The sequence below is a fragment of the Oceanobacillus polygoni genome (assembly GCF_008304605.1).
GTDB classification, from domain to species: Bacteria; Bacillota; Bacilli; order Bacillales; family Amphibacillaceae; genus Oceanobacillus; species Oceanobacillus polygoni.
In genome coordinates, this window is sequence record NZ_PIJY01000045.1 from 320323 (window position 1) to 335033 (window position 14711).

General features: G+C 37.3%; 16 protein-coding genes. All 16 read left to right on the plus strand.

What is annotated here, in order from left to right:
• The first annotated feature begins 342 nt into the window (after positions 1-342).
• The 16 genes from rpsA to F1560_RS20565 all read left to right on the plus strand — a co-directional run bounded on the left by rpsA (position 343) and on the right by F1560_RS20565 (position 14632).
• Entirely contained in the window at positions 343-1476 is a 1134-nt protein-coding gene (gene rpsA, locus F1560_RS20490; protein WP_149476473.1) for a 30S ribosomal protein S1, read from the plus strand.
• A gap of 237 nt (positions 1477-1713) precedes the next feature.
• Entirely contained in the window at positions 1714-2610 is an 897-nt protein-coding gene (locus F1560_RS20495; protein ID WP_149476474.1) for a YIEGIA family protein, read from the plus strand.
• The gene (locus F1560_RS20500) at positions 2607-2792 is read left to right on the plus strand and encodes a capping complex subunit for YIEGIA (RefSeq protein ID WP_149476475.1); all 186 of its coding nucleotides are present in this window, start codon (positions 2607-2609) and stop codon (positions 2790-2792) included. Before F1560_RS20495 ends, F1560_RS20500 begins: the two co-directional genes overlap by 4 nt.
• Positions 2793-2870: 78 nt before the next feature.
• Positions 2871-4181, plus strand: a complete 1311-nt coding sequence (der, locus tag F1560_RS20505) for a ribosome biogenesis GTPase Der (protein ID WP_149476476.1) — start codon at positions 2871-2873, stop codon at positions 4179-4181.
• A gap of 260 nt (positions 4182-4441) precedes the next feature.
• Positions 4442-5479 carry an NAD(P)H-dependent glycerol-3-phosphate dehydrogenase gene (locus F1560_RS20510; RefSeq protein WP_149476477.1) on the plus strand — a complete coding sequence of 346 codons (1038 nt, stop codon included), beginning with the start codon at positions 4442-4444 and terminating at the stop codon, positions 5477-5479.
• A 59-nt stretch (positions 5480-5538) separates the two neighbouring features.
• Positions 5539-5799: a stage VI sporulation protein F gene (locus F1560_RS20515; protein ID WP_149476478.1), complete on the plus strand. Its 261-nt coding sequence runs from the start codon at positions 5539-5541 to the stop codon at positions 5797-5799.
• A 247-nt stretch (positions 5800-6046) separates the two neighbouring features.
• On the plus strand, positions 6047-6244 hold the full coding sequence (locus F1560_RS20520) for a DUF2768 domain-containing protein (protein ID WP_149476479.1): 198 nt from the start codon (positions 6047-6049) through the stop codon (positions 6242-6244).
• Positions 6245-6264: 20 nt separating this feature from the next.
• On the plus strand, positions 6265-6993 hold the full coding sequence (locus F1560_RS20525) for a hypothetical protein (protein WP_149476480.1): 729 nt from the start codon (positions 6265-6267) through the stop codon (positions 6991-6993).
• A 257-nt stretch (positions 6994-7250) separates the two neighbouring features.
• Complete coding sequence (gene spoIVA, locus F1560_RS20530) at positions 7251-8729, plus strand: stage IV sporulation protein A (RefSeq protein ID WP_149476481.1); 1479 nt, start codon at positions 7251-7253, stop codon at positions 8727-8729.
• 849 nt (positions 8730-9578) lie between these two features.
• On the plus strand, positions 9579-9851 hold the full coding sequence (locus F1560_RS20535; RefSeq protein ID WP_010650679.1) for an HU family DNA-binding protein: 273 nt from the start codon (positions 9579-9581) through the stop codon (positions 9849-9851).
• 127 nt (positions 9852-9978) lie between these two features.
• On the plus strand, positions 9979-10203 hold the full coding sequence (mtrB, locus tag F1560_RS20540; protein ID WP_095308967.1) for a trp RNA-binding attenuation protein MtrB: 225 nt from the start codon (positions 9979-9981) through the stop codon (positions 10201-10203).
• Positions 10204-10321: 118 nt separating this feature from the next.
• Positions 10322-11122, plus strand: coding sequence for a heptaprenyl diphosphate synthase component 1 (locus F1560_RS20545; RefSeq protein ID WP_149476482.1), 801 nt, complete (start codon positions 10322-10324; stop codon positions 11120-11122).
• Positions 11123-11125: 3 nt separating this feature from the next.
• On the plus strand, positions 11126-11830 hold the full coding sequence (gene menG, locus F1560_RS20550) for a demethylmenaquinone methyltransferase (RefSeq protein ID WP_149476483.1): 705 nt from the start codon (positions 11126-11128) through the stop codon (positions 11828-11830).
• A 340-nt stretch (positions 11831-12170) separates the two neighbouring features.
• Positions 12171-13142, plus strand: coding sequence for a heptaprenyl diphosphate synthase component II (hepT, locus tag F1560_RS20555; protein ID WP_149476484.1), 972 nt, complete (start codon positions 12171-12173; stop codon positions 13140-13142).
• Between the two features lie 198 nt (positions 13143-13340).
• Positions 13341-13787: a nucleoside-diphosphate kinase gene (gene ndk, locus F1560_RS20560; protein WP_149476485.1), complete on the plus strand. Its 447-nt coding sequence runs from the start codon at positions 13341-13343 to the stop codon at positions 13785-13787.
• Positions 13788-13855: 68 nt separating this feature from the next.
• The gene (locus tag F1560_RS20565; protein WP_149476486.1) at positions 13856-14632 is read left to right on the plus strand and encodes a CheR family methyltransferase; all 777 of its coding nucleotides are present in this window, start codon (positions 13856-13858) and stop codon (positions 14630-14632) included.
• Positions 14633-14711: the final 79 nt, after the last annotated feature.

Below are 14711 nucleotides of genomic sequence, written 5' to 3' on the forward strand. Positions count from 1 at the left end.
GTTCCAACCACATTTCTAACTTGAATCCACTGGTTGTTGATATCACAGCGTCATGAGATATCTATTTCAGGGAAAAGGTGAACTGTTTGATAATCGCTTTTTAGGGGAATTATCATTATGAATCAATGCTTTTCCGGGAAAAATGGGTCTGGCAGGTAGAAATGTATTGCAAAAAGGATTCCGTCATGCATGAAGTTATCCCAGAAGAAGAAAAATATCAAAATGAGTAAACTTTACTTGACAAATAATTGTAATTATTAGAAGTTATAGAAAGAATAGTTTTAATCATTTTTACTATTTTCAATTGATTGGAATATTGGACTGTCTAGGAGGGCTATGGATATGAGTGAAGAAAGCAAAGATTTACAGCAATTAAATGTAGGAGATACGGTGACAGGAACTGTAATTAAATTAGAAGAGAAACAAGTTCTTGTAGATATTGGCTATAAAACGGAAGGAATTTTACCGATCGGTGAACTTTCAAGCCTACATGTTGAAAGTACAGCTGATGTTCTAAAAGAAGGCGATACGGTAACATTAAAAGTAAAGAAATTAGAAGACGATGAAGTTATTTTATCAAAGAAAGCAGTAGATGCTGAAGCTGCTTGGGAAGATTTAGAACAGAAATACAAGAATGATGAAATATTTGAAACAGTTGTTAAAGAAGTTGTAAAAGGCGGACTAGTTGTTGATGTTGGTCTTCGTGGGTTTATTCCAGCTTCATTAGTAGAGACCCATTTTGTAGAAGACTTCTCTGATTACAAGGACAAGCCTTTAACTGTCAAAATAGCTGATTTAGATCGAGAACAAAATCGTATTATCCTTTCTCACCGTGCAGTAGTGGAAGCGGAAGCAAATGCGAAAAAGAATGAATTACTGCAATCCCTTGAGGAAGGTCAAGTTTTAGAAGGAACTGTACAGCGGATTACTAGCTTCGGTGCTTTTGTTGACATTGGTGGTGTTGATGGATTAGTTCACATTTCACAATTAGCACATGAGCATGTTGCTAAAGCTTCAGATGTGGTTTCAGAAGGGGATAAAATTCAAGTAGAAATTTTATCCGTTGATCGTGATAATGAACGAATTTCGCTATCACATAAAAACACACTTCCTGGACCATGGTCAGACATTGAAAGCCGTGTTTCTTCTGGGTCAACAGTTGAAGGAACCGTTAAGCGTCTCGTAAACTTTGGTGCTTTTGTCGAAATTCTACCTGGTGTAGAAGGGTTAGTTCACATTTCTCAAATTGCCAACCGCCATATTGGTACACCACAAGAAGTACTAGAGGTTGGACAACAAGTAAAAGTAAAAGTGCTCGATGTGAATGAGGCTGAAGAGCGTATATCTTTAAGTATTAAAGAGTTAGAGCAGGAACAGGAACAAAAAGAGTACCAGAAATACGAGAAAGATGACGAACAAACTGGTTTCCAACTTGGTGACTTTATCGGTGATCAATTGGATAAATATAAAAAGTAATATGACATGCAGGTGTTCTCACCAAATGTTAAAAAGCTATTCTGCTTAGTGAAAATGACCTCTGGATATGAAACAGGGGTCATTTTTCAATTATGAAAGTATAATACGCTCCTAATCACATTCCACTTTTTCCTCTTACAGCTGTTACATACTCAACTTTTAACAAACACTACTATTTCATTCATTTTTAGACATACTACAAATAAGCTTGATTACTGAACATCTAGAGGTGAGAAAATGAGTGAATATATATATCCAATTCTATTCGGGGTTGTAGCTGGAACAATATCGAGAATCCTTCTATTACGAACGGACTACAGGCAATATCCTACCTATTTACATGGTAAAATCATTCATCTGTCATTAGGATTTATTGCCGCATCACTGGGTGCGTTGGCCGTACCTGCACTATTGGAAAAAGAATTCACTGCTGTAACGCTGTTAACGGTTGCCGCAACGCAATTTAGAGATGTACGCAATATGGAAAGAAATACACTGACAGAAATGGATAGCTTTGAACTTGTCACGAGAGGGAAAACATATATTGAAGGAATTGCAATCTCTTTTGAAAGCAGAAATTATCTAGTTATGTTTACAGGGTTTCTAACAAGTCTAAGCTATATTCTATGGAATGTATTTATTGCCATTATCGTTGCTATTGTCTGTTTTGTATTGGGGCATATATTAATGAGTGGTTCAGTACTTGAAGATATTGTGAAAATTGATCAAGCAGATATTTCTTTTGACGGGGCAGGGCTATATGTAGATAACATTTATATTATGAACATTGGTCTTGCTGAGCGGAAGAAGGAAATTATGAAATATGGCATGGGGTTTATCGTAACTCCAAAGAATATGAATGCGATTTCTACAATTGGCAATCTTGGACAACGCCAGGCAATTATTCACGATGTATCTGTTGCATTAGGTGTTTTTCGAGATTCTGGGACGCCCGCGCTTACACCATTAATTAAACGTGACTTAGACGACGGCCGTTTAGGGGTTTTTATTCTCCCGCAAATTCGAGATGTCGCCGTAGCTAAAAAAGTCATTGGTTCAGTTCCAGTATTAGAAAATGCAGTTCGAATGCCATCAGAAACAAACGCTTATAAAAAAGGAGCGCATAAGAAATGAATATTGAAAAAGCTATTTTAGCTGTGATTACAACCAACAAGGAAAAAATAGCTGGTGGTGCCCCTATTTTTTTATGTGAGACAAAACAAGAGCTAGAACTAATCGCTGCCAATCTTGAAGCAATCATGGATGGGATTGCCCATGCGTTAAGTGAAGAGCTCTTTATTATTGTGAAACATTAATACTTATTGTTAATATTTCCTTCTTTTGCTAGAATGTATAAAGGTAAATAGACATAAAGAGAGAGGATGTTCCTTTTTATGAGGAAATCTGTAGTTGCAATTGTTGGAAGACCCAATGTGGGAAAATCAACCATCTTTAATAGACTGGTTGGCGAAAGAATATCAATCGTTGAAGATATACCGGGTGTAACCCGTGATCGGATATACGCTTCTGCTGAATGGCTGAATCAAGAATTTAATTTGATTGACACTGGTGGAATTGAAATCGGTGACGAACCATTACTTGTTCAAATGCGTCAACAAGCTGAAGTTGCTATTTATGAAGCTGATGTTATTATCTTTCTTATCAATGGTAAAGAAGGTATAACCGGTGCAGATGAAGAAGTTGCAAAATTATTATTCAAATCGAATAAACCAATTGTATTAGCTGTTAATAAAATCGATAACCCGGAGATGCGTGATACGATCTATGAATACTATTCACTCGGATTCGGAGAACCGTTTCCAGTATCTGGTTCACATGGACTTGGTCTAGGTGATTTACTCGACGAGGTTGTCAGTCATTTCCCGGAAGTATCAGAAGATGATACGAATGAAGATACCATTTATTTCAGTTTAATCGGTAGACCGAATGTTGGTAAATCTTCATTGGTAAACGCGCTTTTGAATGAGGATCGAGTTATTGTAAGTGAAATCGAAGGAACGACTAGAGATGCCATTGATACGCATCTTCATAAAGATGATCAGGATTTCGTTATTATTGATACTGCCGGAATGCGTAAACGAGGAAAAGTATACGAAACAACAGAAAAATACAGTGTTTTGCGAGCATTAAAAGCAATCGAACGATCAGATGTCGTCCTTATATTGATTGATGCAGAGACAGGCATTAGAGAACAAGATAAGCGTATTGCTGGGTATGCCCACGATGCTGGTCGAGGAATCGTTATTGTTGTCAATAAATGGGATACTGTCGATTCAGATGAAAAGGCAATGAAAGAATTTGAAGCAAATGTACGCGCGCATTTCCAATACCTAGATTATGCGCCGATTGTATTCTTGTCTGCAAAGACGAAGAAAAGGCTGCATACGCTAATCCCAGCCATTAAAATTGCAAGTGAAAGCCATGCAAAACGCATACCAACAAATGTACTCAATGATGTTATTATGGATGCACTCGCTATGAATCCAACTCCGACAGTGAAAGGTAGACGCTTAAAGGTTCTCTACGCGACTCAGGTAGCTGTCAAACCGCCAAGCTTTGTCGTTTTTGTAAATGATCCTGAATTAATGCATTTTTCTTATGAACGTTTTCTAGAAAATAAGATCCGGGACGCATTTGGGTTTACTGGTACACCAATTAAACTATTTGCAAGAAGACGACAATAGTGAACAAAAGCGGAAGCGCCAGGTTAGCGACGTACGGACTGCGCCCCGAACTTTGGGGTGGTTCGACGGGTCGAAAATTCCTACGTAGGAGATAAAGGAAACACGGCGACCGTAGGGAGCCGATGTTGACTTTCACCACAAGGGTATAAGTGCGACTAAGCCTCTGGCACAGCCAGTCGGCAAGTCTTCTTTATCGTACGGAGGTGAAGGAAGTCTCGCTAGTCGCTGGGCGCTGGAGCTAGAAAAAGGAGACCAGACTTATGGCAAATGTTGCAGTTTTAGGAGCAGGAAGCTGGGGTACTGCATTAAGTATCGTACTAGCAGATAATGGGCATGATGTCCGCCTATGGTCACATCGTAAGGAACAGGCAGAAACCATTAATCGTACCCATAAAAACGAAAAATATTTACAGGGCATTTTACCTGAGCAAATAACAGCTTTTCACGATTTAAAAGAAGCCGTTACTGGGGTTGCCGCTATTGTTGTTGTTGTACCTACAAAAGCGATTCGTGAAGTGTCCCAGAATTTAAATAACATTTTAACAGAAAAGCCCACAATTATTCACGCATCTAAAGGAATTGAACCAGTAACGTTAAAAAGGGTCTCTGAAATGATAAGTGAGGAATTGACTGCCTATGATTATGAGGAAGTCGTTGTTCTATCAGGACCGAGTCATGCAGAAGAGGTTGCATTAAGGCACCCTACAACTGTTACAGTATCTGCTGTTAACATGGATAATGCAAAGATTGCACAAGACCTTTTTAATAGTGATACATTTCGAGTTTATACGAGCTCAGATATACTTGGTATTGAACTAGGTGGGGCTTTAAAGAATATAATCGCTTTAGGAGCGGGTATTTCGGATGGGCTTGGCTATGGTGATAACGCCAAAGCTGCATTAATGACAAGAGGTCTTGCTGAAATTGCTCGGTTAGGAACATCGCTTGGTGCAAATCCACTTAGCTTTTTGGGGTTACCAGGTGTTGGTGATCTAATTGTAACGTGCACAAGTGTCCACAGCCGAAATTGGCGTGCTGGAAATTTATTAGGAAAGGGCAATAAGCTTGATGACGTTCTTGAGCAGATGGGAATGGTTGTTGAAGGTGTAAGAACCGTAAAAGCAGCATATCAATTTGCAAAAGAGCAACAAGTAGAGATGCCAATTACTTCGGGAATTTATCAGATATTATTTGAAGATAAAACACCTAAAGCAGTTGTTGATGAACTCATGAGTAGGGATACACGAGACGAGATGGATGATATTTCAATCTTATTAAACGAACGCTATACGCAATAACACGTTATCAACCTCCTTGCATATACTATGTTGAATGATTATAGCAAGGAGGAGAATAAGTGAATAATTTTCAAAAGGGAATGTTTGACAAGTTACAGAAGAATGCCAATATTAACCCAGAAGATGTTATGAAGGTGGCCGATTCTGTAAAGAACGCAAATTTTTCGGATGAAAAAACGGTTCGTAATTTAGTGAGGCATTTAGCTAAAATGGCAGATAGACCTTTAACAAAAGAAAAAGAAGATAAAATTGTTCAAGCAATTGTTAATAATAAAATGCCAGGGGACATGCAATCGTTAAACCATTTATTTAAAAAATAACGAATCATAGGTAACCTGCGGATACGATATACTATATCCTTGCATAAGATAAATCGCACAAGCATTCATGGATAGAGTTGCTGAGGATGTTATTTAGTCAACCCGGGATGGAGAAGCCCCCTTCATTTCGGGTATTTGTTTGTTAAAAGACGCTGTTCTAAAAATACCTTTTAGATACGTGTAGGCGTGACGCATATGTTATAATACGTTGTGCAAAGGAAAATAGAGAGTTTAGGGGTGAACAAGAATGTCATTATCGATGCTTATGATGTATATTTCTTTTGTTGGAATGTTTTTATTAATAGTAGCTATTGGCTTAATTGTACTTAGTAGAAATAAATTAAAGGGATGGTTAGCTGGGGTTGTATCCTTTATAGCGTACCTTTCATTAATTTCAGGTGGTTTAATCATTCTCTATGTCGTACTAAGTGGTCCGACACGGTAGCTGATAAGGAGGCTATTGCAGTGAAGCATACATATTATAAAATTACCGGGATGCTGTTATTTACAGTGCTGTTAAGTGGCTGTCTGTATCCACAAAGTGAAAGAGAGCAAAACCAAATTCCATATGAAGACCAGTTAAACACCGTCCAAAACGCTGTGAACGACTATCGAGAGGAGAAACAAGGATTAGTTCCTATTCGAACAAAGTCGAGCGACACGCCAATCTTTGAAAAGTACTTAGTTGATTTCAGTTTGTTAAGGGAAAATGGCAATTTATCTGAAGCGCCTGGGAATTCCTATGAACAAGGAGGCATTTATCAGTATACATTAATTACACCAGAAGATAATCCAAGAGTTAAATTAATTGACTTACGTATAACCGAAGCGGTTCGTAGTGTGAATGTCCAATTAGATATTTTTCGCAGTCAACACATTTACCCAGCATATGGAGAGAAGATTGTAAACGGTCTTTATTCGATTGATTATGAAAAATTAGGATTGAACAATGCGCCAACTGTAGTCAGTCCGTATTCTCAGGAAAATCTACCGATTATTATGGATGTGGATGGTAATCTTTATGTTGATTACAGTATCGATTTAAATAACGCTCTCAATGAATATGATCATGAATATGAAGAAGGCGACGATATCCGTTCTATTTTAGCCGATTATACACCTTTTGTACCTGCATATTCTTTACCGTACACCATTAAAGATGGTGAGCCGGTTTTCTTATTGGAAGAGCAGTAAATACAGGATGAGAACAATTTTGAAATAACGATTAAAGTTTTGCTAAATATAACATATAAATTCCCTTGCGACATATATTGTTGCAAGGGAATTTTATTTTGTAGCATTTGGTTTGCCTGAATAAATAGCTTTAAGGTGAATAAATTTATGAAATAGAATGAAACAAGTCATATTTTAATAGGACAACATCATAGACTCATAATGTCAATATATTACGGGTGGTCCATATTAAAGTACGGAGATCGGGAGGGGATCTTTTGGAAAAAATCGATATTTTTAAAGATATTTCCAAACGGACAAATGGAGATATTTATCTAGGAATCGTTGGTGCAGTCCGTACAGGAAAATCGACATTTATTAAAAAGTTCATGGAGCTAGTTGTACTACCAAATATTGAGGATGAGAGTGAACGAGCTAGGGCACATGATGAATTACCCCAGAGTGCAGCTGGGCGTACTATCATGACTACAGAGCCTAAGTTTATCCCAAATCAAGCTGTTCAACTAACCGTGGATGAGGGGCTGGACGTAAATGTCCGCCTTGTAGATTGTGTCGGTTATGCAGTTGAAGGAGCGAAAGGGTTCGAAGATGAAAATGGGCCAAGAATGATTAACACACCCTGGTATGAGGACCCGATTCCGTTTCATGATGCAGCAGAAATCGGTACAAGAAAAGTAATTCAAGAGCATTCAACAATTGGAGTGGTTGTGACCACGGATGGAACTATTGGAGAAATACCACGCAATGAGTATGAAGATGCAGAGTCAAGAGTTGTTGAGGAATTAAAAGAAGTTGGAAAACCGTTTATTATGGTAGTCAATTCCGTTCGGCCGTCTAGTCAGGAAACTGAATTGCTTCGTCAAGAGTTAGCAGAAAAATATGATATACCAGTCCTTTCCATGAGTATTGAATCGATGACAGAACATGACGTTTACAACGTACTGCGTGAAGCACTGTATGAATTCCCGGTTCTAGAAGTAAATGTAAATCTTCCTAGTTGGGTGATGGTTTTAAAAGAAAACCATTGGTTAAGGGAGAATTACCAAGAAGCGATTCAAACAACGGTAAAGGATATTAGGAGACTACGGGACGTTGATCATATTGTCGGTAATTTCTCTGAATATGAATATATCGACAAAGCAAACCTTGCGGGAATGGAAATGGGCGAAGGGGTAGCTGAAATTGACCTTCATGCACCAGATCAGTTATACGACCAGATATTAAAGGAAATTGTAGGAGAAGAAATACGTGGTAAAGATCATCTCTTAGAATTAATGCAAGACTTTTCACATGCAAAAAGGGAGTATGATCATATTTCTGGAGCATTACAAATGGTGAAGCAAACTGGGTATGGTATTGCAGCACCAACCTTGGAAGACATGATACTGGATGAGCCCGAAATCATTCGCCAAGGGTCTAGATTTGGTGTTCGTTTAAAGGCAGTTGCACCATCTATCCATATGATTCGAGTTGAAGTAGAATCTGAATTCGCTCCAATCATTGGAACTGAAAAACAGAGTGAAGAGCTTGTTCGTTACTTAATGCAGGACTTTGAAGAGGACCCTTTATCCATTTGGGAATCTGATATTTTCGGCAGGTCGCTCAGCTCCATTGTACGCGAAGGAATTCAAGCTAAAATATCACTAATGCCTGAAAATGCTAGGTATAAGTTGAAGGATACACTAGAAAGAATCATCAATGAAGGATCCGGAGGACTAATAGCAATTATTTTATAGCAGCTGATTATAAGCTGCTTTTTTGTTTTTTTATAACCGCATATGAATAAAAAAGCTAAATCTATTTAGGTGCATAAGCGAAACGTCGAGTACTTCTTCGTATGGTAAGAACTATTATTTTTACATTATGAATATAAACTTCGAACTAATGTGAAATGATGGATTGTGCGTGAACTCGCTATGGAAACACACTACGCTCATACTGGCTCATTGGCTTTTTACTAACATCGTTTATCGAAACATAAATGTGCTCTAACCAGTACGGGTGAGCGAAGGGCCGTGCCCGCGGAAAGCATCCGCCCGAAGCGGTCCCGGACGGCGATAGTTGCTCCTACCAAAGCAGTTAGTTCGCAGTTTTCTTCAATGATAATATTTATATTGTCAATCTCACGCAGTGAAAATGGAGATTTCAGATTAGTTTCGTTGAATAATCATTTTTATCATAGAAAATAACAAGTTTTAGGTTTTTAAAGATGATTTTTTTCTTTTACAGAGACTATATTCACTAAAAATTTTTTATGAACGGAAGGAAATTTACAGTCCGTGTCGTATATGTATAGTAAAACCACTTGTAACCCATGATACACATGGTTTTTACGCTTTTACCAAATAATGGGTGGTTTTTCGTCGTTCAGAGGGCATTTTTGGCTTTTTTGCAAATAAATATCAATAAAATCGTTACTTATTGTTGAATTTTATCGCAAACTCAGTTAATATAAGCCTTGTCATCAAATGAACTGAATGACATTTGCGTATAAAGAGACAAACATGTGAACAGAATGTATTCATAGAAGTGAATTAATTTTTGTTCCTATGTCGAAGTATACATTTTGGGAGGAGGTGAATGTCATGAACAAAACAGACTTAGTGAATGCAGTTGCTGAAAAAAGTGAGCTTTCTAAAAAGGATGCTACAAAAGCTGTAGACGCAGTTTTCGAATCTGTCATGGATTCACTTAAAAATGGTGAAAAAGTACAGTTAATCGGATTTGGTAACTTTGAAGTACGCGAGCGTTCAGCACGTAAAGGACGTAATCCGCAAACTGGTGAAGAGATTGAAATTCCAGCAAGTAAAGTTCCTGCTTTCAAACCAGGAAAAGCCCTTAAGGACAGCGTAAAATAAGCTACATAGGGCGTGGAAAGGGTGCGTAATCATACGTACCCTTTTTCTATTATTTCAAAGAGCTGAAATCAATTGACTTTCATAATATAATAGGACATAGTAAATATAAAAGGGGCAGATATGACGTATGAATAATTCTTCGATTAAATCTGATTTTTTTGTTATTAAGGCTTTAGAAGACGGAGTAAACGTAATCGGCTTAACTCGGGGCAATGATACGAAATTTCATCACACTGAAAAATTGGATGAAGGTGAAGTTATGATTGCACAGTTTACCGAGCACACTTCAGCTGTAAAAGTTAGAGGTAAGGCAATTATCCAAACGAGTCACGGTGAACTAGATAATCGATAAGATTTAAGTAAATCGCATCACTTTTTAACCTTCATCCGTATTCTTTCGTTTTTATAACCAATAATATGTGCTATAATAACGAAAGCACTCGAAGGATGAAAGGGCTCAGGTGATATCTTTGAACACTTCAATTACAGAAATTCAACATATAAGAGATCTTCTTGAAGATAAAATCCGTAATGAATACCTGGAAAGACATATACAAAAGCCCGTAATTCATGAAGGAAAACTGCAAATCTTAGCTGAATTAGTATTTAGTTGTGACTCTTTAAGCGCCATTCAAAAGGAACGTTATGTTATAACAACGATGATGGTGCAGATGGCTCTAGACACACATGATTTAGTGCCCATCGGTAACGAGGAGAATGAAAGTAAAAAAGAGAAACTTAGCAAGCAGCTTAATGTATTAGCAGGAGATTATTACAGTGGTTTATATTATTACCTTTTGTCTGAAATAGAAGATGTTGAACTTATACATACACTAGCAATTGCGATTAAGCATATTAACGAATACAAAATGAAACTTTACTACAAAGAGATTGAATCATTTGAAGCGTTTATTGATGTTACGAAACAAATTGATTCTATTCTGCTTGTAAAAGTAGCACAATACCTTCACGGTGACCTATTCAATCAAGTAATCGCTGATTGGCTGTTAACAGAAAGATTAGTTGATGAAAAGATAGATGCTACCGTTGACAATAAATTACCAATACTCGTACAGTGGAAGAAAATGAACATCGAAACTACATATACAACGAGTTTACATACAATCGATTCGTTAATCGATCAACAAATTGATAAAGTTGATAGGGCTCTATCTCGGCTACCGGATAAATATGTATCCTTTCAAAAAATGTTCAGAAATAGGCTGGATAATACGAGTTTTTATCAATCCTCGATTGTGGAAGAAGGTTGACTAATGCACGAACAAAGTAAAGAAGAACGTGTTCATCACGTTTTTGAAAAAATATATTCAAAGTATGACTCGATGAATTCGATTATTTCTTTTCAGCGACATGTTGCATGGCGTAAGGATGTCATGAAGCGGATGCAGGTTAAGAAGGGGTCTAAAGCATTAGATGTATGCTGTGGAACTGGAGATTGGTCCATCTCGCTTGCTGAAGCTGTCGGAAAAGAAGGCAACGTAATTGGTCTTGATTTTAGCAAGAATATGCTCTCTATCGCTAAAAAGAAGCAACAGGAATTAAAACTGGAACAATTGGAACTTATACACGGAAATGCAATGGAACTTCCATTCGAAGATAATACTTTTGACAATGTTACAATTGGATTCGGGTTAAGAAATGTCCCAGATTATATGACGGTTTTAAAAGAAATGTACAGAGTCGTAAAGCCTGGTGGAAAGGTTGTATGTTTAGAAACATCACAACCTACGCTAATTGGGTTCAGGCAGGGTTATTACTTGTACTTCCGTTTTATTATGCCTTTATTCGGCAAGCTATTTGCGAAAAGCTATAAAGAATACTCCTGGCTTCAAGAATCTGCGAAAGATTTCCCTGGAAAAACGGAATTAAAGCAGATGTTTTTGGATGCTGGTTTCTCTCATGTTGAGATGAAAAGCTATACAGGCGGGGTTGCGGCAATGCATATGGGCTTTAAGTAATAATGGTAGAACAAAAAGCGCAGGACGCCCGGTAAGCGACGTATGGACTGTGTCTCACAAATGTGGGATAGTTCAACTTGTCGATCATACCTTAGGAGAAGCTAAAGGAAACAAGCCTCTGTAAGGGGTTTGCCAAGATAGGCTTTGGCTTGATTTTAGTCGGCCATCCTTTACCTAGAGTCGATGTTAATTTAGATTGTCAAGAGGGTGTGAGAAGTCTTGCTACGGCTTTATCATTTCGTGGACGTGGCTATACCGGTAACTAAGTTAATCAAAAAATACAAATTAAACCCGCAAATATACTATTTATTTTTCAAGGTTATAAATAAGGTGACATAATATGAGACTTCCAAAAATGTATAGTTTTTTAAAAAAAGATTTAGACCTAATTGAATCCGCACTGCATCAAAGTATACAAGCAGAACACCCTGTTCTGCGCAATGCTTCTGTTGCTCTTTTGGATGCTGGAGGAAAGAGAATCCGTCCAGTATTTGTATTGCTTGCGGGACAAATTGGAAATTATGACATAGAACGTATTCAAAAGATTGCGGTTTCCCTTGAATTAATTCATATGGCAACGCTTGTCCATGATGATGTAATTGATGAAGCTGAGCTTCGTAGGGGCAAACCGACCATTAAATCTGTATATGGCAATCGTGTTGCTATGTATACAGGGGATTACATATTAGCTAGGGCGTTAGAGGTTGTAACGTCTATTAAAGACGCTCAAGTTCACCAACTGCTTTCTAAAACACTTGTTGAAGTTAGTATTGGAGAAATAGAGCAGATTAAAGATAAATTTAAGTGGAATCAAACACTTCGTGATTATTTAAGAAGGATTAAACGTAAAACTGCATTGTTGATTGCAACGAGCTGTAAGCTTGGAGCAATCGCAAGCGGTTTATCTGAACGGGATGCAGGAAAACTGTATCGATACGGATATTATATTGGTATGTCTTATCAAATTATCGATGATATCCTTGATTTTACTTCATCTGCAAAAGAGCTTGGAAAGCCAGCAGGAAATGATCTGCTTCAAGGGAATATAACATTACCTGTTTTATATGCGATGAAGGATCAAAGCTTCAATGAATTGTTGAAAATAACCTTTAAAAACCCTAATGCCGTTGGCGAACAGGATATGCGACAAATTATTTCTGAATTAAAAAAGACGAAAGCAATTAGACAGGCTTACGAAATGAGCGATCTTTATCTCGATAAGGCCTTGAAGTCATTGGATTCGTTACCAGCTTCAAGGGCAAAACAAACGTTACAAGACATTGCAAAATACATTGGAAAAAGGCGTTCATAATGTATATGGAGGTCTGTTCAAAAAGTCCGGTGAAAATGGCACATCTAGAACAGGGGACTTCTCGACGTTCGACACGTCCTGCAGAAGCTCGTTGGCTTGCTTTTCCGTTCCTTTTGAACACATGTATATTGTTATTTCCACAAAAATTTGTTAAAATTTTAGAGGTTACTGTTTTTATACATAAAATGAGGTGGAATAATGGAAAAGACGTTTTTAATGGTTAAACCAGATGGAGTACAACGTAATTTGATTGGAGAAATTGTAAAGCGGTTTGAGTCAAAAGGCTTCAAACTTGCAGGTGCGAAGCTAATGGTAGTTTCGAATGAGCTTGCAGAAAAGCATTATGGCGAGCATAAAGAGAGACCATTCTTTGGCGAGCTCGTTGATTTTATTACTTCAGGACCTGTGTTTGCAATGGTTTGGGAAGGTGAAAGCGTTATCGCTACTGCACGTCAGATGATGGGTAAAACAAACCCGCTAGATGCAGCACCTAGTACGATCCGCGGAGATTTTGGTGTCACTGTCGGAAAGAATATCATCCATGGATCTGACTCACCAGAAAGTGCTGAAAGAGAAATTTCACTATTCTTTGATGAAAGTGAAATCGTTTCCTATACTAAACAAGATAGTGCATGGATCTATTAATTTAGAATAAACCTCCGTTTTAACTAACGGAGGTTTTTTACAATTATGGATGAGAGAGGCAAAGAAAGATGAAAGATGATTATATTGAGTTCGTTCAGAAAGTAAAGACAAAGCTAGGAATAGATTTGCAGTTATATAAAGAAACACAAATGAAAAGACGAATTACAACGCTAAGGAATAAGAGAGATTTTTCTAGCTATGTCGCCTATTTTGAAGCATTCAACAAAGACAAGGATATGTTAAATGAATTTACAGATCGATTAACAATTAACGTGTCTGAATTTTACCGCAATGCAAAAAGGTGGGAAGTTTTAAAGGATACAATCTTGCCAACGCTGCTAAAGAACAGGAATCGATTATCCATTTGGAGTGCTGCTTGCTCAACAGGTGAAGAGCCATATAGCTTGGCTATTTTAATGAAAGAACACTTTCCGACTGTTCCTGTTCAAATATTGGCAACAGACATTGATACAAATGTGCTGGCAAAAGCAAAGCAAGGAATTTATATGGAACAAGCCTTAAAAGAATTACCAATTGGTTTTAAGAAAAAATATTTTGAAATGACTGGTAGTCTTTATAAAATTGATGATTCCCTAAAACAAATGATTACATTCAAAAAGCATAATTTACTAGCTGATCGATACCCTACAAATATTGATCTTCTTGTATGTAGAAATGTTTTAATTTATTTTACGGATACTGCAAAAGAAAGTATTTATAAAAATTTCAGCAACGCATTAAAAACAGATGGTGTATTATTTGTTGGTAGTACAGAACAGATTTTTAATCCTGCTACATATGACTTAAATCTTGCGGAAACATTTTTTTATCAAAAAAACAAATGAGTTACCAATCAAAACGTCACTTTAATGATGCATTAATTGGACAACATCACCTGCAAAATTATTTTTTTCTAAAAAATGC

Excerpts from the sequence above, each read along its gene's own strand:
- rpsA (WP_149476473.1), top strand. The coding sequence starts at position 343 with ATGAGTGAAGAAAGCAAAGATTTACAGCAATTAAATGTAGGAGATACG.
- F1560_RS20495 (WP_149476474.1), top strand. The coding sequence starts at position 1,714 with ATGAGTGAATATATATATCCAATTCTATTCGGGGTTGTAGCTGGAACA.
- F1560_RS20500 (WP_149476475.1), top strand. The coding sequence starts at position 2,607 with ATGAATATTGAAAAAGCTATTTTAGCTGTGATTACAACCAACAAGGAA.
- der (WP_149476476.1), top strand. The coding sequence starts at position 2,871 with ATGAGGAAATCTGTAGTTGCAATTGTTGGAAGACCCAATGTGGGAAAA.
- F1560_RS20510 (WP_149476477.1), top strand. The coding sequence starts at position 4,442 with ATGGCAAATGTTGCAGTTTTAGGAGCAGGAAGCTGGGGTACTGCATTA.
- F1560_RS20520 (WP_149476479.1), top strand. The coding sequence starts at position 6,047 with ATGTCATTATCGATGCTTATGATGTATATTTCTTTTGTTGGAATGTTT.
- F1560_RS20535 (WP_010650679.1), top strand. The coding sequence starts at position 9,579 with ATGAACAAAACAGACTTAGTGAATGCAGTTGCTGAAAAAAGTGAGCTT.
- mtrB (WP_095308967.1), top strand. The coding sequence starts at position 9,979 with ATGAATAATTCTTCGATTAAATCTGATTTTTTTGTTATTAAGGCTTTA.
- menG (WP_149476483.1), top strand. The coding sequence starts at position 11,126 with ATGCACGAACAAAGTAAAGAAGAACGTGTTCATCACGTTTTTGAAAAA.
- hepT (WP_149476484.1), top strand. The coding sequence starts at position 12,171 with ATGAGACTTCCAAAAATGTATAGTTTTTTAAAAAAAGATTTAGACCTA.
- ndk (WP_149476485.1), top strand. The coding sequence starts at position 13,341 with ATGGAAAAGACGTTTTTAATGGTTAAACCAGATGGAGTACAACGTAAT.
- F1560_RS20565 (WP_149476486.1), top strand. The coding sequence starts at position 13,856 with ATGAAAGATGATTATATTGAGTTCGTTCAGAAAGTAAAGACAAAGCTA.